Genomic DNA, 17663 nt, shown 5'->3' with positions numbered 1-17663 from the left:
GCACCGGGTATGTGGTTACCGCGATGACCACTCAATTGCGCGAGGCACTCCGAGTCGCCGCGTCCGCGCTCAAGGAACACGGCCCGCCCTTCGCCTTGGCGGGCGGCTATGCGCTGTGGGCCTACGGTGCGCCCGAACCTACCCACGACGTCGACTTCGTAGTCGCCGAGTGCGATGTGTCCGCTGCTGTCTCGGCGCTGGAGAAGACAGGCCTGACCATCGAGCGGCCACCGGAGGACTGGCTGTTCAAGGCACACAACGGTGACGCGGTGGTCGATGTGCTGCACCGGGTCAACGGCGCACGGGTGGAGCCTGCTGACCTGGATCCGGCCGAAGACCGTGTGGTGCTGGGACTTTCGTTGCCCGTGCTGCCACCGACGGTGGTGTTCATCCAGCGGTTACGCGCTCTGACCGAGCATTACTGTGACTTCGGCCATCTCATTCCGGCGGCGCGAGCAGTGCGGGAGAAGATCGACTGGGCCCTGGTCGAGGCCGAGACGGCCGACAACGACTTCGCAGTCGCGTTCCTCGTGCTGGTCGATCGACTCGGTGTGCGCGCGTGAAATGTGCGCTGCTGGGTATGTCCTAACCCATGGACTCACACCCTGACCGGGACGAAGACCTGGCGAACGTGGTCGACGACCTCGAGGAAAACGTGACGGGCGAGACCGCGGAAGAAAGGCGCGCGGCTGAACCGGAGCCGCCGGACAGCGCTAAGCAGGAACCGCCGGATTGATCTCCGGTCAGTGGTTGCGCAGCTTCGCGACCAGCTTGTCCTTGGTCAGACCTGAATATCCGGATATGCCAAGTTCTTTGGCCCGCTTCTTCAACTCCGGCACCGTCCAGTCGTCGTAGGATCCCGACTTGCCGCCCTTGCGGCTGACTTTGGACTTGCCTTGACCGGCAGCCGCATTGGAGATCCGTGCCGCCTTCTCTTTCGAATCACCCTGTTTACGCAAGTCTTTGTAGAGTTTCTCGTTCTTGATCGACGAGTTCGGCATACTTATCACCCTCCTGCCCGGTGCTCGGAAAACCGCAGCTAGGTTGCCCCGTTACGGCGCAATCTAACCGCGCCGGTGATTCACCGAGATTCACCGACGGCCGCTGGTTTGGCCGGGTCGCCACCGGGAACACGGGACTCGACTGGCCGAAATGGACTGGCACCACATACGAAAGGAATGAATCGATGGGCGACAGCGGACCCGAAGAAGGCGCCAAAGGCGTTGCCGAAGGCATCAAGGGCAAGGCCAAAGAGGTCATCGGAAACGTGACCGGCAAAGAGGACCTGGCCAACGAGGGTGAGGCGCAGCAGGACAAGGCCGACGCCCAGCGGGACGCGGCGAAGAAGGAAGCCGAAGCCGAATCCGCGCGGGGCGGAGCTGAGGCAGCCGAGGAGCGCCAGAAGTCCAACCAGTAGTTCCTGGTCAGGTGCGCCGGCGGTAGGTACAGCCCGCCGCCGGCGCTCCTGCATGCCCCGATCAGCCTGCGCATCTATCCGAAAAGCGAACCGCTGGGCCGTCGCCGTTTGTCCAAACCATCGAAAGGGGTATCTCCGACTTCTCGTAGTACAGACGAAGGAGTCTCGAGAAATGAACTGTCAGTGAGAGTTGCCGTCGTCAGCGGGGATGACGCGTTTTCTGATTACGAACAATATGGGGTCGCCGACGAGGCATCGTTCTGCGCCGCGCTCGCGGAACAGGGAGTGACCGTCCAGGCACATCGCCGCCGTCGAGACGAATTGATCGCGACACCCGTCAAACCAACTTATCGCCAAGCCTCTGCTGAGGTCGGCCCGTACGATTCGGTGCCGCCGGTGGAGGTTTTGCCGTGGATCGGTCAGTGGTCTGCGATGCTGACCCGGCAGTGGGCGGCGGACCCGCCCGACATCGTGCACGCCTTCGGGTGGCTGGGCGGGTTGGCGGCACAACTGGCCGCCCGACCGGACCGGTTGCCCGTCGTGCAGAGTTTCTACGGTCTCGCGGCGCCGGACGGCACCGCGGCCGACGCGGAACGCGCCCGGATCGAACCGCTGCTGGTCCGCAATGCCGCGTGGGTGACCGGTGGCAGCACTGCCGAGGTAACTACCTTGACCCGGTTACGCCGCCGCCGCGCGCAGCTTTCGGTCCTGTCCACCGGAATCGACGTCGATCTTCACACGCCGCCCGGACCGAGGGTGGTCGACGACGGCTCGTTTCGCATTCTGCAGCTGGCACCGAACAGCATGCCCTGCAACGGATTCGACAAGTCCGTTCGCGCTCTGGTCAAACTTCCCGCCGCGGAGTTGGTGATTGCGCAGACGAACCCCCTGGACGCAACAGACAGACCGACGGCAGCGCTGCGGGAACTCGCCGCCAGACTCGGTGTCCGCGACCGGGTGCACTTCGTCGGACACGTTGTCCCCGAAGATGTTCCGGCTCTCATGCGGTCCGCCCACGTGGTTGCGTGCACACCCCGACGGGCGCCGCAGGCGACGACGGCGTTGCAAGCCATGGCCAGCGGAGTGGTAGTAGTCGGTGCCGCCGTGGACGCTCTGAACGATGTGGTGATCAACGGGGTCACCGGACTACTGGTGTCCCCCGATGATTCTCGCGAATTAGCGTCAGCCCTGCGCGCTCTTGAGCACCAGAGCTTTCAGCGGGACAGCATGGGTTCGGCCGGCCGCTCCCGGGCGGTGTCGCGGTTCAGCTGGAATCGGGTCGCGATGGATGCACTCAGCATCTATCACCAGACCCTGTCGCGACACCTGGGGGTGCCACTAGACCCGGCAGGCCGCGTCAAGTTCCACACCGTGGCATAGGAACAGATGCCTGTGCTACCCGCAAGAAACGGGAATTACTACTCCAGCAACGCAATTCGATACCGGCAATTCCGTACCACCACGTCCGAGACCGCGACCCAGTTCTTCGCCGAGGCGTACCAGCCGGGATGGCGGATCAGCAGTCTGGCGCGCGGCACCTCGATCACCCATCGGCGTTTCGAAGCCGATTGCGTCACGGTGGACGAGTTGCTGGTGGAAGGTCGGGTGGGGTGTGAGATCCGACCCACCGACTCTGTCGTGGCCATTCAGCCGCGCGCGGGTTCGCTGACCGTGGCAGGCGACCCGGGCGCTCGGCTGGAAACAGCAGTGCTCGCCGCCGACGGTCTGCCCTGCGTGCTGCAGGCCAACACCGCACGCTTTCACGTCGTCAGCATGAATCTGCAGCTGTTGAGTCACGTTGCGGCCGAGCGAGGTGGGCCGCTGGCGCAGCGATTCCAGTTCCTGGACTGCCGTCCGCGCACCGACGCTGTTGCCCATTCCTGGAGTCAGGCACTCGATTACGTCATCGCCAGCTTCGGACGCGCGGAGACGACCAGTCAGCCGTTGATCGTTGCGGCGGCAGCGCGCCTGCTCGGTGCTGCGCTGCTCGAGTGCTTCCCATCCAATCTGCACGCCGACCGCGAACTGCTGAGCAACCCGACCCTGCCGCCCAGCCTGAAGGTCGCGGTCTCGTTCGTTCACCGCCACTGCGGAGATGGTATCGGCGTCAACGACATTGCCGACGCGCTGCGCATGACGCCGCGGGCGGTGCAGTACCTGTTCCGGCAACACCTGGGCACGACGCCGACCGAGTATCTGCGGCGCACCCGGTTGCAGCGTGCCCATCAAGACCTCAGCGCCGGCGACCGGTCCACCACCACCGTCGCCGAGATCGCGCAACGCTGGGGCTTCAGCCACACCGGCCGATTCGCCTCGATCTATCGTGCCAGCTACGGGCAGAGCCCACACACCACCCTGCAGCAGTGATCAGTGCCCGTCGCGCGGAGTTCGCAAGAGCCGGTCGACCCGATAGGCAGCGTCGTCTTCGTCGTCCTGCGTGGTGATCTCAGCGACCACCCGCTCGGCGATATTGCGCAGTTTGACGTTGGATTCCTGGGACAGTCTGACTAGTATGTCGAAGGCCGAATCGGAGTTGACGCCGTAGCGCAGCATCAGGATTCCCATGGCCTGGTTGATGACGGCGCGGCGGGAATCGACGGCCAGCAGCGCCTCGCTGAGATGCTTTTGCAGGTCGGCGTCGAACTGGTCGGTGATGTCGATGTAAAAGCCGCCGATTCCGAGCAATCGGCCGTCGGGCCCGGAGAATCGGTCTCCCACCACTACGACAACGTGGGTCTCGCCCCGGGTGTCGATGATCCGGTGTCTGCTGCTGAACGCGGCACCGTGCCGGCGCACCTGCTCGATGAGCTCCGGCACGGTGGGTTTGTCGTCGGGATGTTTGTGCTTGAGCAGCAATTGGGTGTTCGGCGTGACGGTACCGGGTTCGTAACCATGCATCCGGGCGACCTCTTCGGACCACTCCCAACGGTCCTCACGGGTCAGGTAGCGGAATCTACCCACCGCGGGCCACCGGCGGCCCTTCTTTCGCCGCGAATCTGCGCACACCCGCCTCATATTATTCGGCCCCGGTACGCACGGACCCCTTTTGCACGACTCAGGCCGTTTTGGCCAGCCTCGCAGTCCCAGATGCATTGTCACTTCGGGCGACTCGCCGGATCAGCTTGTGGGTGGCCTCTTCCAGAATGAGTTGACCGGCGCCAGCACGACGGGCCCGTGCGGCCCGCTGCACCGCCTTCTCGATGGTCGCTCCCTGCCGGTAACCGCGGACCACCCGCGGATCGACGTAGGAGCCGCGCGCGACCGCCGGGGTGTTGCCCAACTCCGCAGCGACCTCCCGCATGACGGCGGCTTCGATCTTCTTGGCCTGCCGTTCCGATACCGCGGGGTCGGCGTCGGCGAACGCCGCGGCGGCCAGCACCGTGCCGTGCCAGGTGCGCAGGTCCTTCACGCTGTACTCGCTGCCGACCAGCTCCTTGAACCGCGTGTTGATGTCGTCAGCCTTCACCTCGACCCAGTTGGAACCGTTGCGGCACACCAGGAATCGACCGCTGCAGTCGGTCCTGCGTAGCAGCGCGCGTACCGCCCGGACCACTTCGGCGTTCTTGACCTCGTACTGACGTTGCACACCGCTCTTGGCGGGGTAGTCGAACGCCACCGCGTCCTTACTTACCGTCACGTGCTCACACAACAGCGTCGCCAGCCCGTAGGACTCGTTCTCCTCGGCGTACTGCTCACCGCCGGCCCGGAAGTAGCCGAGGTCCAGCAGGTGCAGACCCAACGCCAGCACCCGTTCCCGATTCAGTCCGCGACTGTCCAGGTCGCGTGCGATCTGCTCGCGCCAGGCCGGCAATTTGGTGGACAGCTCCAACACCCGGTCGAACTTCTCCTCGGCGCGTTCCTGTTGCCAGAGCTCGTGATACAGGTATTGCCGGCGGCCGGCTGCGTCGGTCCCGACAGCCTGGATGTGACCGTTGGGATACGGCGAGATCCATACCTTCTTCCAGGCCGGCGGGATGACCAGGTCCTTGATCCGCTGCACCGTCTTGTCATCCGTCAGCAGGTCACCGTCCGGGCCGTAGAAGGCGAAGCCCTTACCGCGGCGCTTGCGGGTGATTCCCGGCTTGCTCAACACACTGCGGCGCAGCCGCATGGTGGGTCCTCCGCATGTCCCCGACTCGCGGTCGGCTGCAGCCTGAATTACCCGCGCGGCCAGCACTTACACCTTGCGCAGCACCAGCGGCACCAGCAGCCAGGCGACGCCCAGCAACGCCAGTGCACAGCTCCCCGCGGTGATGCCGGCAATGTTGCCGGCGACCGCACTGAAGATGATCACCGTCATCCCCGTCAGCGCCAGCCCCAACAGGCACAGCCCCCAGAACGCACAGCGGTGCGCCGCGGAAACCAGGACAGCGGTCCGGTGCCGCCGGAACAGCAGGCGGTGCAGGCCGACCGGTGTGATCAGCATGATCGTCGCACCCACTGAGCACCCGACGGTCACCAGGTACACCACCCGCATGTCGTGGTTCAGCACGTCGAACCGGGTTTGGAACGGCAGCGTCAACAGGAACCCGGTGAGCAGTTGCACACCGGTCTGCACCACTCGCAGCTCTTGCAGCAGGCTGTTCCAGTTGCGGTCGAGCCGCTCGACTTCGGTTTCCCCACGTTCGCGGCGATCCCAGTTCTGGTCCCGTTCCGGATGATCGACATCCATGGCGTGATCATGCCGAACGACCCGCCACCGGGTGGTGGCGGGTCGTTCGGTTCAGTGCGGTTGAATCAGCCGGCCATGAACTCGTGGTAGGCCGACTCCAGGTTCGACGGCAACGCCGTCACATTGCACTGCCGTTCGGTGTCGCCGATCGGCGCCAGAATCCCACGCAGGTCGTGGTACTCGTTGGGATGCGCGGTGAAGTAACCGCGAATGTTGGCGGCCGCCTCACCCCGCGGCTGACCGTAGGCGTCCATTACCACCCGGTTGGCGCCCGGGTGACCGGCGAGGTACTGCTGCGCTGCGCCGGTGACGGACGAGACGGTGGCGTTGACGCCTTCCGGGCTGCAGTCGGGTGCCGCCGCGGCCGATGGCGCGCCGACGATTCCGATAACGACTCCCCCGAGCAGACAACCGGCGCTGACACCGGCCACTCGTCGTGGCGCGACGATACTGCTGAATTTCATAATGATGTGTTCCTCCGCATTAGCGAACTGATCGCCAGGGCTCCCGAGTCCCTGAAATCCAAAGTAGCGGAAGCAAAATCGCGATCGTTTGTTGTTCGCGGCTGCCGAACAAACCAAACCATCCGGGCTCGGGGAAATATGTGACACGAGCAACTCGTGTTGCCCTATTAGCTAAACGAACGAGTAAACGTGCACGCAAACGCTGAGAATTCTCAGAAACTCGGCGGGTTTCTTAACGAATCGTGACCTGAATTCGTGACGCAACCGTTATCTCGATCCGCCCGGGTCAGCGGTTGAGCTTGCCGTCCCGCGCGCCGGTCAGGGCGTCGTCGAGAGACGGGTACAGCGGGAATGTCTTGTCCAGACCGGTCAGATGAATCGGTCGCCGGGTCGCCGGACCCCGGGCCACCACGCCGAACTCCGCAACGTCACCGAGTTTCTCGTAGGTGGCCGCCAGGATTTTCAAGCCCACCGAGCCCAGGAATTCCACCGCGGACAGGTCGATGATCAACGCGGCCGGTCGGTCGACCAACACGCCGTCGATTGCTTCGTCGAGGGCGGGCGCCGTAACCAGGTCGATTTCGCCGCCGATGCTGAGCACGACTACTCCGTCGTGGTCAGAGACCGTGGCGGTGATCGAATCAGGAGCTGACAATGGCGATCCTTCGTCCGGGTGTGGTGCAAGCCTAACCTGCTGCGGTAATGGCGAGAAGAAGAAGACCTCAACATCCTCAACCCTGCACCTCAAGCTAGTCTCCCCATAGCACCCGCGCCCGGCAGGCCTTGGAGGCAACGATGTCTGATTCGACGATGTCTGATTCGACGACGGATTTCACCAGCAATGCCGCCGCCGGCGTCTCCAGCGAAGGCTTGCTGCCGCAGCTGGTCCAGCACCTGAGACGGAACCGGACCGCGCTGCGCGAAGAGTGGGCCCGCAGAATCACCGAAGCCGAACTGCTCACCGCGATGACGCCGGAGGAGATCTTCTCCGAAGCGACCGCCGTCTACGACAACTACGTCGAGGTGCTGGAGACCGGCAGCGTCGAGGCGCTGCAGGACTACGCGCGCGACCTGTCTGAGCGGATCATTCCGCGGGGCGTGGAAACCGACGAAGTCCTCGGCATCGTGCTGCTGTTGCGCGACGTGCTGGCGCGCTCGCTGTTCGAGAAGTATCAGGCCGAGTTCGACATGCTGAACCAGGTGCTGGACGCCTATGAGCCCGCCGCCAACCGGATCGCCAACACCGTGGGCGTCAGCTTCGTCCAGGAGCGCGAACGCATCATCCGCCAGCAGCAGGAGGCCATCCGCGAACTGTCCACGCCGGTGCTGCAGGTGCGCGAACAGCTGCTGATTCTGCCGATCATCGGCGTGTTGGACAGTCAACGCGCCCGGCAGGTCACCGAGCAGTTGCTGCGGGCGATTCGCGCCAACCGGGCCAAGGTGGTCGTCATCGACATCACCGGTGTGCCCACCATCGACTCCACGGTGGCCAACCATCTGGTGCAGACGGTCGACGCGTCCGGGCTGATGGGTGCCAGCGTGATCATCACCGGGCTGTCCTCGGAGATCGCCCTGACGCTGGTGACGATCGGCCTGGACCTGTCCAAGATGAATGCCGTCGGCGACCTGCAGGGTGGGATCGAGGAAGCCGAGCGGCTACTCGGCTACGAAGTCACCCGCACCGGCGAGTAGCCAAGCTCCGCATGCCAGTTCCGATTCTGAAACAGGGCGCGATTCTGATCGCGACGGTGCAGGCCGCGTTGACCGACTCGGACACCGAGCGCCTGCGCGAAGATCTGATGGAGCGGGTCAGCCGGTTTCGCGCGCAGGGCATCGTTGTCGACGTCACCGCCATCGACGTGATGGATTCGTTCGCCGCCCGCTCGCTGCGGACGATCGCGCACATGACCCGGCTGCGTGGGGCGACCACCGTGATCGTGGGTCTGCAGCCCGAGGTCGCCTTCGCCATGGTGCAACTCGGCCTGGCCTTCGACGACATGAGCACCGCGCTGGACCTGGAAGAAGGCATCGCGGTGCTGCACAAGAAACTGGGACTGAATAAGTCGACGATCGGGCGCGACGGTGGCGGGTGAGATTGTGGTCGCCATCAACACCTCGGACGACATCGTCGCCGCCCGCAAAGCCGGGCATCAGCTTGCCCTCGACCTCGGCTTCTCGTTGACCGACGTCACGATGATCTCCACCGCGATCTCCGAGATCGCGCGCAATATCACCAGCTACGCCGGCCGCGGCGAGGTGCGGGTCGCGGTCGCCGACCGGGAGGGCCGCAGGGCGCTGGTGGTGCGCGCCGAGGACGACGGACCCGGCATCGCCGACATCGACCGCGCCATGGAGGACGGTTACACCACCGGGCGCGGGCTGGGTATGGGCCTGCCCGGTGCGCGGCGGCTGATGGATCGGTTGATCGTGGAGTCCGCGCTCGGTCGGGGCACGGTCATCGAGATGTGGAAATGGGTCCCGGCCCGTGCCTGAGCAGGTCCGGTCCGCGGGCCGGTTCGGTCCGATCGAGTGGGCGACGGCGAGTCGGGCACGGCCGGGCGAGCACGTCTGCGGCGATCAGTCGATCGCCGTCGATATCGACAACGACCACGCACTCTTCGGTGTGCTGGACGGCCTCGGTCATGGCCCGGAGGCCGCCAGCGCCGCGCTCACCGCGATCGAGGCACTCGACGGGGCTCGTAGCGAACGCCTCGAGGTGCTCATCCAGCTGTGCCACCGGGTGCTGGAGGGCACCAGGGGTGCCGCGATAACCCTGGCGACGATCGATTTCCAGGCGTCGAAACTCACCTGGACCGGCATCGGCAACGTCAGCGCCCACTTGGTCGCCAAAAGCATCAGCGGCGCCCAGATCCGGTCCAGCGCCCGACTGGCCGGCGGCATCGTCGGCTACCGGATACCGGAAACCCGTCCCGCACAAACGGTTCCGATCCGCACCGGGGATCTCCTGGTCGTCAGCAGTGACGGGATCACCGAAGATCACCTCGACCACATCGACTTCGCCGCGTCGGCCAAAGACATCGCCGAGCAGATACTCACCAAGCACGCCAAGGAAAGTGACGACGCGATGGTTCTTGCCGCGCGGCACCGGGGCATTCCGACATGAGCAGTTCGGACGACTTCCACACCCAGTACCGGTCCGCGCTGAGCAGTTACCTGGATGCCCGCGACGAGGACGTCCTGGCACGGGGTTACGAACTCGGACGCCGGGCGCTGCAGGAACGAATCAGCATGCTCGACATCATCGAGCACACCTTCCAAATGCTCAACGACCTGTCCAGGACCGCTGCCGCCGAGCGCGCCCCCGCCCTGGAATTCCTGCTGCAGACACTGGCGCCGCTGGACGTCGCAACCCGCGGATTCCTGGACGGCACAAAGAAATTCGCGGCCGAGCGGGCCCGGGCAGAGGATCTGGCGGATCGTGACAAATTCCGCACCGCGCTGGTGAACTCACTACAGGAGGGGTTCTTCGTCGCCGACCAGGATGGTGCGGTGATCGAAGTGAACAACGCGTTCGCCGATATCCTCGGCTACGGCGCCGAAGGCCTGCCCTACCCGTGGCCGCAGCCCTGGCTGGTCGATCAGGAGGGCGTCTACCGGCACCAGCGGCGGCTACGCAGCGAAGGCAGCGCCCAGTACGAGATTCCGGTCCGCCACCCGAGCGGCCATCTCTTGTGGGTGGCAGTGAGCATCAACGCAGTCCGCAGCCCCGACGACGAGGGCGACGTCTACGTCGGCACGGTGCGTGACGTCACCGCCCAGCGCGCATTCGCCGCGCGCGAGGGTGCGGTGCTGCGACTGGCCACCTCGGTGGCCGTGGCCAAGAGTGTGGCCGAGGTGCTGCAGGTGACCCTCGAAGAGTGCCGCACCGCCGTCGACGTGCAGCGCGTGGTGGCGGTGTTGTGGCCCAGCGGCGATGGCGAGCCGACCGTCGAGGTCGCCGGCGAACCCGCTGAATCGAGCTGGCGCACAATGGATCCGGTTCTGCGGCAGACTTTCCTGGATGCCCGTCACCAGTTGCCGCTGACGGCCAAGACGGTCGAGTGGCCGGACGCGCCGGGCAAGGCCCGCGGGTTGGTCGTCATGCTGTCCGGCACCGGGGATGTCGCGCTGTGGTTGGAGCTTCGTACGCCGCGCTGGGTCAGCGGGGAGGATCGGTTGCTGGTGACCGTTCTGATCGGCCATCTCAGTCTGGCCATTCAGCATGTCCGCCAGTTCGAGAATGCGCGGGTGACGTCGCTGACGCTGCAGCGGGCCATGCTGCCGCCGATGCAGCCGCCGCCGGGCTTCGCGGTGCGGTATGAACCGGCGGTCGAACCGCTGGAAATCAGCGGCGACTGGTACGACGTGATCGCGATCGACGACCGGCGCATCGGGATCGTCGTCGGTGACTGCGTGGGCCGCGGGTTGCCGGCGGCCGCGATCATGGGTCAGCTGCGCAGCTCGTCGCGGGCCTTGTTGCTCACCGGGGCCAAGCCGGCCGTGCTGCTCGAGCAGCTCGACGCGGCGGCGTCGCTGATTCCGGACGCCTACTGCACGACGGTGTTCCTGGCGATCTTAGACACCGAGTCCGGGGTGCTGGAGTACAGCAATGCCGGCCACATGCCCGCCGTGCTGGTCAAGCCCCGACCGGGGGCGGATTCGGAGACGACGCTGCTGACCAATGCCGGTTCGGTGCCACTTGCCGTGCGCCGCAACACAAGTCGTCCGCAGGCCGCCGAGGTGCTGCCGCCGGGATCGACGCTGATGTTGTTCACCGACGGCTTGGTGGAGCGCCGGCACGAGTCGATCGACGATGGCCTGGCCCGGGTCGCCGAAGTGCTGACCGACGCGGCTCAGTTGCCGGTCGACGCGGTGGCCGAAACGGTGCTGGACAAGCTGGCGCCGCAGGCCGGCTACGACGATGACGTCGCGATGGTGGTCTACCGGCACCAACTGGCGCCGCTGCGCATCGAAACCGATGCCACCGCAGCTCAGCTGGCGCCGGTGCGACGGTGGCTGCGTTCGTGGTTGCGGGCCGCCGAGGTCCCGGAGGAGCTGGCGGGCGACATCGTGCTGGTGGTCGGAGAGGCCTGCACCAACTGCGTCGAGCATGCCTATGCCGGGGAACCCGCCATGAAAATGCTGGTCGAGATGCGTGCCGACCACGGCGAGATCCGGGCGCGGATCGTCGACACCGGTCGTTGGAAACCCCCGGCGGCGAATCCGCGCACTGGCGGGCGTGGCCTGCCGCTGATGCGGGCGATGAGCAAGTCGATGGAAGTCGACCACGGCGTCGACGGCACCACGATCGAGGCCGTCTTCCGTTTGCCTGACCGATAGCGGGGTAAAAGATCGTTGTGACTCATGTGTCGGTAGCCGTGGAGCCTGTCCTGCCCGCGGCACACGGTCCCCTGTCGACGGCGGTGTGCCGCGCGTTGACGGCGCCGGCCGCGCGCGAGCAGTCCGGCCGGATCAGTGCTGCGGTAGGTGACTCCGACCCGTACGGCCTTGACCTGCAGCTGGCGCTGTACCTGTGCTACGAGCTGCACTACCGCGGTTTCGCGTCGGTGGACCCGGGTTGGGAGTGGAATCCCGCTCTGCTGGGTTTCCGGGCCGAATTGGAGCGGGTCTTTCTGGCCGGCGTGCGCCGCGACGTGGGACCCATCGGGCCCACCGACACGGCAGCCGCCGAGATGGACGCCCTGGCAATCGAACCCAAGAACGGCACGGGTCTGTCCTACTACCTGCGGGACAGCGGCACCTGGGAGCAGATGCGGGAGTACTTCGTCCACCGATCGCTGTACCACCTCAAAGAGGGCGACCCGCACGCCTTCGCCATTCCCCGGCTCACCGGTACCGCCAAGGCAGCCTTCGTCGCGGTGGAGTTCGACGAGTACGGAGCCGGCCGGGGTGCCCAGATGCACCAGCAGCTGTTCGCTGACCTACTGGAGGCGGCAGACCTGGATTCGACGTACCTGGGTTATCTGGATTCGGTGCCCGCGGAGGCATTGGCGGTGGTGAACCTGATGTCGATGTTCGGGTTGCACCGCAGGCTGCGGGGTGCGGCGGTCGGTCATTTCGCGGCGACCGAAATCACGTCGCCGCCGGGGTCACGACGGATGGTCGACGCCCTGCACCGCATGCAGGCGCCCGCGGCGTGCGTCGAGTTCTACCGTGAGCACGTGGAGGCGGACGCCGTGCACGAGCACGTGGTGCGCCTCGACGTGGTGGGAGATCTCGTTTCCCGCGAACCGCAGTTGGACTGCGATGTCGTGTTCGGCATCCGCGCCAATGCGGCCGTGGAGAACCGCCTGGCAGATGTCATCATGGCGTCCTGGCAGCGGGGGGAATCGTCGCTGCGGCGGCCGCTCAGCTAGTCAGGTTCTTGACTATGGTCGACCGGCATCTGCGATGGCTGGTATCGCACAGCGGATAGTCCTGGCTGCGCCGACAGGTACAGACCGCCACCATGAAGCGGTCCGATTCCACGACATTGCCGTCGGGCATCTCGATTCGCACCGGACCGGAGACCAGTACCGGACCGTTGGGAATCACCTGCACTCGCGTGGTGCTCATGGCTTGTCTGCTCGAATGACCACGATTTCTTCCTCCCGATGGCCCGGGCGGATGAGCCCCAGTTCCTCGAGCCATTCTGCTCGTGCCGTCAGCACCGGTCCAAACGGAATGAGTTGACTGGCAACGACGTCGGCGTCCAACCCGGTGGCACGCAGCTGGTCGATCGACTGCTGCACACCGGCCAGCGCCGAGTGCACCAGGAGCAGAGATCCGCCGTTGCACAACAACTTTGACGCCGTTTCGCACAGCGGGTCCAGTACTTGCCGACCGTCGGGGCCGGCGTTCCACGCCCACGACGGACCGGCTGCTGCGGGGATACGGTCGGTGTCGTCGAGCGGAGGGGCGGGCACATACGGCGGATTGGAGACCACCACGTCGAACGGGGCGCAATCCAACGCGTCGACCCACGAGCCTTGGCGCACATCGACATCGGCTCCGACGCAGGAAGCGTTGCTGCGTGAATAGCGCACGGCCTGCGGACAGATGTCGAAGGCGGTGATGCTGGCACAACCCATCTGTGCCGCCGAAATCGCGACGTAGCCCGATCCGGTACACAGGTCCAGCACCCGACGGCCCCGGATCAGACCCGTCCACCGCATGGTGTCCACGAGCAGGTGCGAGTCGTGCTGCGGCTGGTAAACCCGTTCGGCAATCGGAGTCGAATCCGAAGCTGGCAACGTGGCTGTCATGGCCAGATTAATGCCCGCAGACGATCGTGTTAAACCTGCTTTGCCAATGCCCGGTGCTATCGGGCGCGCGCCGGAGCCTGGGCAAGCTGCTTGATGACGGCTTTGCAGAACGCGTCGAGGTCCTTCGGTGAGCGACTGGTGATGATGTTTTTGTCCTCCACCACCTCTTCGTCGACCACCCGGGCACCCGCGTTGCGCAGATCGGTGCGGATGCTGCCATACGACGTCATCCGGCGGCCGGCAACCACGCCGGCTTCCACCAGCGTCCAGGGCCCGTGACAGATGGCGGCGACGGGCTTCCCGGAGTCGACGAAGTCCCGCACGAAGGTGACGGCATCTTTGTTGGCGCGTAACTTGTCAGGATTGACCGTGCCGCCGGGCAGAATGAGTCCGTCGTACTCGTCGACCGATGCGTCCGAAACCTTGCGGTCGACCTTGATTGTGCCCGCCGGCTCCAGATCGTGGTTGCGGGCCTCGATTTCACCGTCTTCCAGCGACAACAGGTAAGTCTGGGCTCCGGCCTCCTGCAGCGCCTGGCGGGGTTGCTCGAATTCGACCTTCTCCACCCCGTCGGCGGCCAGAAACGCGATCCGCTTGCCGTCCAATTCATTTGACATGGTTTCCACTCCTTTACGGGTTGAGGATCACCTTGGTGCAGCTGTCCTGCTTGTGCTTGAAGATCTCGTAACCATGCGACGCCTGGTCGAGTTGCAGGTGGTGACTGATGATGACGGTCGGGTCGATCTCGCCCTTGCGGATGCGTTCCAGCAACGGTCGCATATACCTGTGGACGTGGCACTGACCCGCCTTGATGGTCAACGATCGGTTCATGACCGCGCCGATGGGGAACTTGTCGATCAACCCGCCGTAGACGCCGACGATCGAGATCGTTCCGCCGTTGCGGCAACTCATGGCCGCCTCTCGAAGTGCGTGTGGCCGTTCGGTTTCCAGCCGCGCGGCCTGTTTCACCCGGTCATAGGCGTCGACCAGGGTCGATCCGTTGCGGGCCTCCGACCCGACGGCGTCGATGCAGTGGTCCGGTCCGCGGCCGGCCGTCATGTCCTGTAGCTCATCGAGTACCGACGTCTCAGCGAAGTTGAGCGTCGTGGCTCCCAATTTCTGCGCCAGTTCAAGCCGGTACGGGACCTGGTCTATGGCAATGACTTTCGAAGCACCCAGCAACAGGGCGCTGACCATGGCGAATAAACCCACCGGGCCGGCGCCCCATACGGCCACCACATCACCCGGCTGGATGTCGCACATCTCGGCGCCCATGTACCCGGTCGGCAGGATGTCGGAGAGGAAGAGCACCTGATCGTCGGTCAGATCGTCCTCGACCTTCAACGGGCCGACATCGGCGAACGGCACCCGCACGTATTCGGCTTGCCCACCGGCGAAACCGCCCATCATGTGGGAGTAGCCGAAGATACCTGCGGGCGAATGCCCCAGCAACTTCTCTGCCATCCCAGCATTGGGATTGGAGTTCTCGCATAGCGAGTACAGGTCGCGGCTGCACGCCGAACATGCCCCGCATGCGATCGGAAAGGGGACCACCACCCGGTCACCGACCGTGAGGTTGCCGACATTCTTTCCGATTTCGACGACTTCGCCCATGAATTCGTGTCCGAGCACGTCGCCGTGCTTGACGGTGGGGATGTATCCGTCGTAGAGGTGCAGGTCCGACCCGCAGATGGCGGTCGAGGTCACCCTAATGATGGCATCGCGGTCGTTGAGGATCTTCGGGTCCGGAACCGTTTGCACCTCAACGCTATTACGCCCGGCCCACACTGTTGCTTTCATGCTTGACTTCCTTGGTTGGCGGGTTGGGCGTTCTGCTGGTGCATCTGCTGGAAGGAGACTGTCCCGCCGGGCGATCCGTCCGAGCGCGTCACCTGGCCCGTTTCGATGATCTGTTTGAATCGACGGAGATCGTCGTTGACCTGCTGTTGAGGTGACTCACCGAGTAGCGCGGCCGCCGCCTTGGCCAGACCGCCACCCGGCAGTTGATAGCCGATGGTGACTCGGATTTCGGTGCCCCTGCCGGAGCCGTCGGGGGTGAAGTCAACACAGCCGCTGTTGTCAATTCCCGAGCCGGGCAACGACTGCCACGATATCCGCTTGCCGGGCACGTCGTCGACGATCCGCGCGTCCCATCGAATGGGTTGCCCCACCGGAGCGTTCGCGACCCAGTGGGAGCGGCCGTCGGCGTCGATGGTGACCGACTGCAGGTGATGCATGAAGCTGGGCAGGTTTTCCAAGTCCCGCCAATAGTTGTAAACCTCGTCGGGAGAACGCAGTACGGTAACAGCGGCGCGCAGCGATTCATGATGTTGTCCGCCCGCATGGCGCGGGCTTTGACCGCCGGTGGTACTCAGAGCGGCGTACAGATCGAGGCCGCCGATCACCGTGAGGGCGGCGAGGGCGATGCTGCCTCTGGTGCGGCGACCGGGCCCACGCCGGGCTACGCCGGCAGCCAGCACTGCGACGTCAAGTACGTCGCCGGCCACCCGCGTCCACACCAGCTTTTCGGAACCCAGCAAAAGCGCTGCGCCGTGGCCACATTCGCGAACACCCAGCGCCTGGATGATCTTCCGAGCCCGCGGTGTCTCGTCGACACCGGCGAGGTCTGCCACTTTGCTTGGTGCCAATATCTCCGACAAACCAAGCCCAAAACTGGCTACGCCAAGGCCTTTCACCAATGCCACGGTCCTGCTAGCGGACTCATTCATTACCAACACCCCTCGTTCAGACCCGGTAGCGGATCCGACCCGCTCGTGTTACGGCAGCCATACCCGGGCTCTGGCCAGCCAAACCTGCCTAGGTCGAGGCTGCGCGCAACGACTCCAGCAGTGGTTCGGCGGCTTCCTCGAGGAATTGCTGCTGTGTGTCGCCGCCGATTTGGATGAGCGCGACGTCGCTGAAACCGCCTTCCCAGAACGGCTTGACTGCTTCGACGATGGCGTCCAGGTCCGGGCCGCACGGAATGCTCTCGGCGACATCTTCGGGCCGGACGAATTGCGTCGCGCCGGCGAAACCCGCGGGTGTCGGCAGGTCGGCGTTGACGGCCCAGCCGCCGGCAAACCACCGGAACTGGTCGTGTGCGCGCTTGATGGCGGTGTCGCGATCGGGATCCCAGCAGATCGGGATCTGGCCGATCACCCGCCCGGCCCCGGGCCACCCGCCGCTCTGCCGCGCCACATGCCACGCGTCGACCAGTTCGCTGTCGGGCTGCACCGCCACCAAGTGGTCGGCGAGTTTGCCCAGCTTGTCGACGCCCCTGGCACCCGCGAGCGCTACCGCGATGCCGGGCAGCACGTCGGGCACATCCCACAATCGTGCCGAATCCACTTGGAAGTAGTCACCCTTCCAGTCGACCAAGTCCCCGCTGAACAATTCGCGGATGATCTTGATGGCTTCGCGCAGCATGTCCTGCCGTCGCTCGACGGTCGGCCAACCTTTGCCGACCACATGCTCGTTGAGGTTTTCACCGCTGCCCAGACCGAGGGTGAACCGCCCGTCGGCGAGGATCTGAACGGTGGCGGCTTGTTGCGCGACGATCGCCGGGTGATACCGCATCGTCGGGCAGGTCACGTACGAGTAGAGATCTACGTTTTCCGTCGCGTGTGCCACGGCGCCGAGCACCGCCCACGCATTGGGCGCATGGCCCTGGGTAGCAAGCCACGGTGAGAAATGGTCGCTGCATACTTCGAAGTCGAACCCACGTTGTTCGGCCGAAACGGCATCGCGCACAAGCTCTTTCGGACCGCATTGCTCTGTCATCAAGGTATAGCCGAACCGTGCCATACCTAAGCGGGTACCCCGGCCCACCGAGTGCAAACGGTGCC

General features: G+C 65.1%; 23 protein-coding genes. 11 read left to right on the top strand and 12 right to left on the bottom strand.

Annotated elements, in window-relative coordinates:
• Window positions 1–23 precede the first annotated feature (23 nt).
• Both AC5Y3Z_RS19195 and AC5Y3Z_RS19190 read left to right on the top strand, forming a co-directional pair.
• Window positions 24–563: a hypothetical protein gene (locus tag AC5Y3Z_RS19195; protein ID WP_473139903.1), complete on the top strand. Its 540-nt coding sequence runs from the start codon at window positions 24–26 to the stop codon at window positions 561–563.
• 29 nt (window positions 564–592) lie between these two features.
• Window positions 593–736, top strand: a complete 144-nt coding sequence (locus AC5Y3Z_RS19190; protein WP_463828734.1) for a hypothetical protein — start codon at window positions 593–595, stop codon at window positions 734–736.
• 7 nt (window positions 737–743) lie between these two features.
• Here the strand turns inward: AC5Y3Z_RS19190 and AC5Y3Z_RS19185 are convergent, their stop codons facing one another.
• Window positions 744–1001 carry a DUF7218 family protein gene (locus tag AC5Y3Z_RS19185; RefSeq protein ID WP_473139904.1) on the bottom strand — a complete coding sequence of 86 codons (258 nt, stop codon included), beginning with the start codon at window positions 999–1001 and terminating at the stop codon, window positions 744–746.
• Window positions 1002–1186: 185 nt separating this feature from the next.
• Between AC5Y3Z_RS19185 and mbp1 the strand changes: the two genes are divergently transcribed.
• From mbp1 to AC5Y3Z_RS19170, 3 genes are all read left to right on the top strand, one after another.
• On the top strand, window positions 1187–1417 hold the full coding sequence (gene mbp1, locus AC5Y3Z_RS19180; RefSeq protein ID WP_463828732.1) for a microaggregate-binding protein 1: 231 nt from the start codon (window positions 1187–1189) through the stop codon (window positions 1415–1417).
• Window positions 1418–1600: 183 nt separating this feature from the next.
• Window positions 1601–2797 carry a glycosyltransferase gene (locus AC5Y3Z_RS19175; protein WP_473139905.1) on the top strand — a complete coding sequence of 399 codons (1197 nt, stop codon included), beginning with the start codon at window positions 1601–1603 and terminating at the stop codon, window positions 2795–2797.
• Between the two features lie 6 nt (window positions 2798–2803).
• Window positions 2804–3784 (top strand): helix-turn-helix transcriptional regulator, encoded by a 981-nt coding sequence (locus tag AC5Y3Z_RS19170; protein ID WP_473139906.1) that lies wholly within the window; start codon window positions 2804–2806, stop codon window positions 3782–3784.
• Here the strand turns inward: AC5Y3Z_RS19170 and AC5Y3Z_RS19165 are convergent, their stop codons facing one another.
• The 5 genes from AC5Y3Z_RS19165 to AC5Y3Z_RS19145 form a co-directional block, all read right to left on the bottom strand.
• On the bottom strand, window positions 3785–4423 hold the full coding sequence (locus AC5Y3Z_RS19165) for a PAS and ANTAR domain-containing protein (protein ID WP_463828729.1): 639 nt from the start codon (window positions 4421–4423) through the stop codon (window positions 3785–3787).
• Window positions 4424–4472: 49 nt separating this feature from the next.
• On the bottom strand, window positions 4473–5528 hold the full coding sequence (locus tag AC5Y3Z_RS19160; protein WP_463828728.1) for a DNA topoisomerase IB: 1056 nt from the start codon (window positions 5526–5528) through the stop codon (window positions 4473–4475).
• A 66-nt stretch (window positions 5529–5594) separates the two neighbouring features.
• Window positions 5595–6089, bottom strand: a complete 495-nt coding sequence (locus AC5Y3Z_RS19155; RefSeq protein WP_463828727.1) for a DUF6328 family protein — start codon at window positions 6087–6089, stop codon at window positions 5595–5597.
• Window positions 6090–6154: 65 nt separating this feature from the next.
• On the bottom strand, window positions 6155–6553 hold the full coding sequence (locus AC5Y3Z_RS19150; RefSeq protein ID WP_473139907.1) for a heme-binding protein: 399 nt from the start codon (window positions 6551–6553) through the stop codon (window positions 6155–6157).
• Window positions 6554–6839: 286 nt separating this feature from the next.
• A complete protein-coding gene (locus tag AC5Y3Z_RS19145) occupies window positions 6840–7208 on the bottom strand; it encodes an STAS domain-containing protein (RefSeq protein WP_463828725.1) in 369 nt (122 codons plus the stop codon).
• 155 nt (window positions 7209–7363) lie between these two features.
• Between AC5Y3Z_RS19145 and AC5Y3Z_RS19140 the strand changes: the two genes are divergently transcribed.
• From AC5Y3Z_RS19140 to AC5Y3Z_RS19115, 6 genes are read left to right on the top strand one after another with little or no spacing between them, the layout of a single operon-like run.
• Window positions 7364–8245 (top strand): STAS domain-containing protein, encoded by an 882-nt coding sequence (locus tag AC5Y3Z_RS19140; RefSeq protein ID WP_463828767.1) that lies wholly within the window; start codon window positions 7364–7366, stop codon window positions 8243–8245.
• A gap of 11 nt (window positions 8246–8256) precedes the next feature.
• Window positions 8257–8646, top strand: coding sequence for an STAS domain-containing protein (locus AC5Y3Z_RS19135; protein ID WP_463828724.1), 390 nt, complete (start codon window positions 8257–8259; stop codon window positions 8644–8646).
• On the top strand, window positions 8636–9046 hold the full coding sequence (locus AC5Y3Z_RS19130; protein ID WP_463828723.1) for an anti-sigma regulatory factor: 411 nt from the start codon (window positions 8636–8638) through the stop codon (window positions 9044–9046). The genes AC5Y3Z_RS19135 and AC5Y3Z_RS19130 overlap by 11 nt, the downstream gene beginning before the upstream one ends.
• A gap of 31 nt (window positions 9047–9077) precedes the next feature.
• Window positions 9078–9677, top strand: a complete 600-nt coding sequence (locus AC5Y3Z_RS19125; RefSeq protein WP_463828766.1) for a SpoIIE family protein phosphatase — start codon at window positions 9078–9080, stop codon at window positions 9675–9677.
• Complete coding sequence (locus AC5Y3Z_RS19120) at window positions 9674–11893, top strand: SpoIIE family protein phosphatase (RefSeq protein WP_500001844.1); 2220 nt, start codon at window positions 9674–9676, stop codon at window positions 11891–11893. Before AC5Y3Z_RS19125 ends, AC5Y3Z_RS19120 begins: the two co-directional genes overlap by 4 nt.
• A gap of 17 nt (window positions 11894–11910) precedes the next feature.
• On the top strand, window positions 11911–12930 hold the full coding sequence (locus AC5Y3Z_RS19115) for an iron-containing redox enzyme family protein (RefSeq protein ID WP_463828721.1): 1020 nt from the start codon (window positions 11911–11913) through the stop codon (window positions 12928–12930).
• On the opposite strand, the gene AC5Y3Z_RS19110 is transcribed toward AC5Y3Z_RS19115, so the two are convergent.
• The 6 genes from AC5Y3Z_RS19110 to AC5Y3Z_RS19085 form a co-directional block, all read right to left on the bottom strand.
• Complete coding sequence (locus AC5Y3Z_RS19110; RefSeq protein ID WP_473139909.1) at window positions 12923–13129, bottom strand: CDGSH iron-sulfur domain-containing protein; 207 nt, start codon at window positions 13127–13129, stop codon at window positions 12923–12925. The two genes, AC5Y3Z_RS19115 and AC5Y3Z_RS19110, sit on opposite strands and share 8 nt — an antisense overlap.
• On the bottom strand, window positions 13126–13818 hold the full coding sequence (locus AC5Y3Z_RS19105; RefSeq protein WP_463828719.1) for a HemK2/MTQ2 family protein methyltransferase: 693 nt from the start codon (window positions 13816–13818) through the stop codon (window positions 13126–13128). Before AC5Y3Z_RS19105 ends, AC5Y3Z_RS19110 begins: the two co-directional genes overlap by 4 nt.
• 56 nt (window positions 13819–13874) lie before the next feature.
• Entirely contained in the window at window positions 13875–14435 is a 561-nt protein-coding gene (locus tag AC5Y3Z_RS19100; RefSeq protein WP_463828718.1) for a type 1 glutamine amidotransferase domain-containing protein, read from the bottom strand.
• A gap of 13 nt (window positions 14436–14448) precedes the next feature.
• Window positions 14449–15618 carry a zinc-dependent alcohol dehydrogenase gene (locus AC5Y3Z_RS19095; RefSeq protein ID WP_473139910.1) on the bottom strand — a complete coding sequence of 390 codons (1170 nt, stop codon included), beginning with the start codon at window positions 15616–15618 and terminating at the stop codon, window positions 14449–14451.
• Complete coding sequence (locus tag AC5Y3Z_RS19090) at window positions 15615–16466, bottom strand: SRPBCC family protein (RefSeq protein WP_499960853.1); 852 nt, start codon at window positions 16464–16466, stop codon at window positions 15615–15617. The genes AC5Y3Z_RS19095 and AC5Y3Z_RS19090 overlap by 4 nt, the downstream gene beginning before the upstream one ends.
• A gap of 169 nt (window positions 16467–16635) precedes the next feature.
• The gene (locus AC5Y3Z_RS19085; protein ID WP_463828715.1) at window positions 16636–17622 is read right to left on the bottom strand and encodes an LLM class F420-dependent oxidoreductase; all 987 of its coding nucleotides are present in this window, start codon (window positions 17620–17622) and stop codon (window positions 16636–16638) included.
• Window positions 17623–17663: the final 41 nt, after the last annotated feature.

Source organism: Mycobacterium sp. NGS61 (assembly GCF_059812325.1).
This window is presented reverse-complemented; position numbering and strand designations above follow the sequence as displayed.

Coding starts and splice junctions, on each gene's coding strand:
- AC5Y3Z_RS19100 (WP_463828718.1), bottom strand. CDS start 14,435: ATGTCAAATGAATTGGACGGCAAGCGGATCGCGTTTCTGGCCGCCGAC.
- mbp1 (WP_463828732.1), top strand. CDS start 1,187: ATGGGCGACAGCGGACCCGAAGAAGGCGCCAAAGGCGTTGCCGAAGGC.
- AC5Y3Z_RS19140 (WP_463828767.1), top strand. CDS start 7,364: ATGTCTGATTCGACGACGGATTTCACCAGCAATGCCGCCGCCGGCGTC.
- AC5Y3Z_RS19135 (WP_463828724.1), top strand. CDS start 8,257: ATGCCAGTTCCGATTCTGAAACAGGGCGCGATTCTGATCGCGACGGTG.
- AC5Y3Z_RS19155 (WP_463828727.1), bottom strand. CDS start 6,089: ATGGATGTCGATCATCCGGAACGGGACCAGAACTGGGATCGCCGCGAA.
- AC5Y3Z_RS19110 (WP_473139909.1), bottom strand. CDS start 13,129: ATGAGCACCACGCGAGTGCAGGTGATTCCCAACGGTCCGGTACTGGTC.
- AC5Y3Z_RS19120 (WP_500001844.1), top strand. CDS start 9,674: ATGAGCAGTTCGGACGACTTCCACACCCAGTACCGGTCCGCGCTGAGC.
- AC5Y3Z_RS19105 (WP_463828719.1), bottom strand. CDS start 13,818: ATGACAGCCACGTTGCCAGCTTCGGATTCGACTCCGATTGCCGAACGG.
- AC5Y3Z_RS19185 (WP_473139904.1), bottom strand. CDS start 1,001: ATGCCGAACTCGTCGATCAAGAACGAGAAACTCTACAAAGACTTGCGT.
- AC5Y3Z_RS19150 (WP_473139907.1), bottom strand. CDS start 6,553: ATGAAATTCAGCAGTATCGTCGCGCCACGACGAGTGGCCGGTGTCAGC.
- AC5Y3Z_RS19085 (WP_463828715.1), bottom strand. CDS start 17,622: ATGGCACGGTTCGGCTATACCTTGATGACAGAGCAATGCGGTCCGAAA.
- AC5Y3Z_RS19190 (WP_463828734.1), top strand. CDS start 593: ATGGACTCACACCCTGACCGGGACGAAGACCTGGCGAACGTGGTCGAC.
- AC5Y3Z_RS19170 (WP_473139906.1), top strand. CDS start 2,804: ATGCCTGTGCTACCCGCAAGAAACGGGAATTACTACTCCAGCAACGCA.
- AC5Y3Z_RS19095 (WP_473139910.1), bottom strand. CDS start 15,618: ATGAAAGCAACAGTGTGGGCCGGGCGTAATAGCGTTGAGGTGCAAACG.
- AC5Y3Z_RS19195 (WP_473139903.1), top strand. CDS start 24: ATGACCACTCAATTGCGCGAGGCACTCCGAGTCGCCGCGTCCGCGCTC.
- AC5Y3Z_RS19160 (WP_463828728.1), bottom strand. CDS start 5,528: ATGCGGCTGCGCCGCAGTGTGTTGAGCAAGCCGGGAATCACCCGCAAG.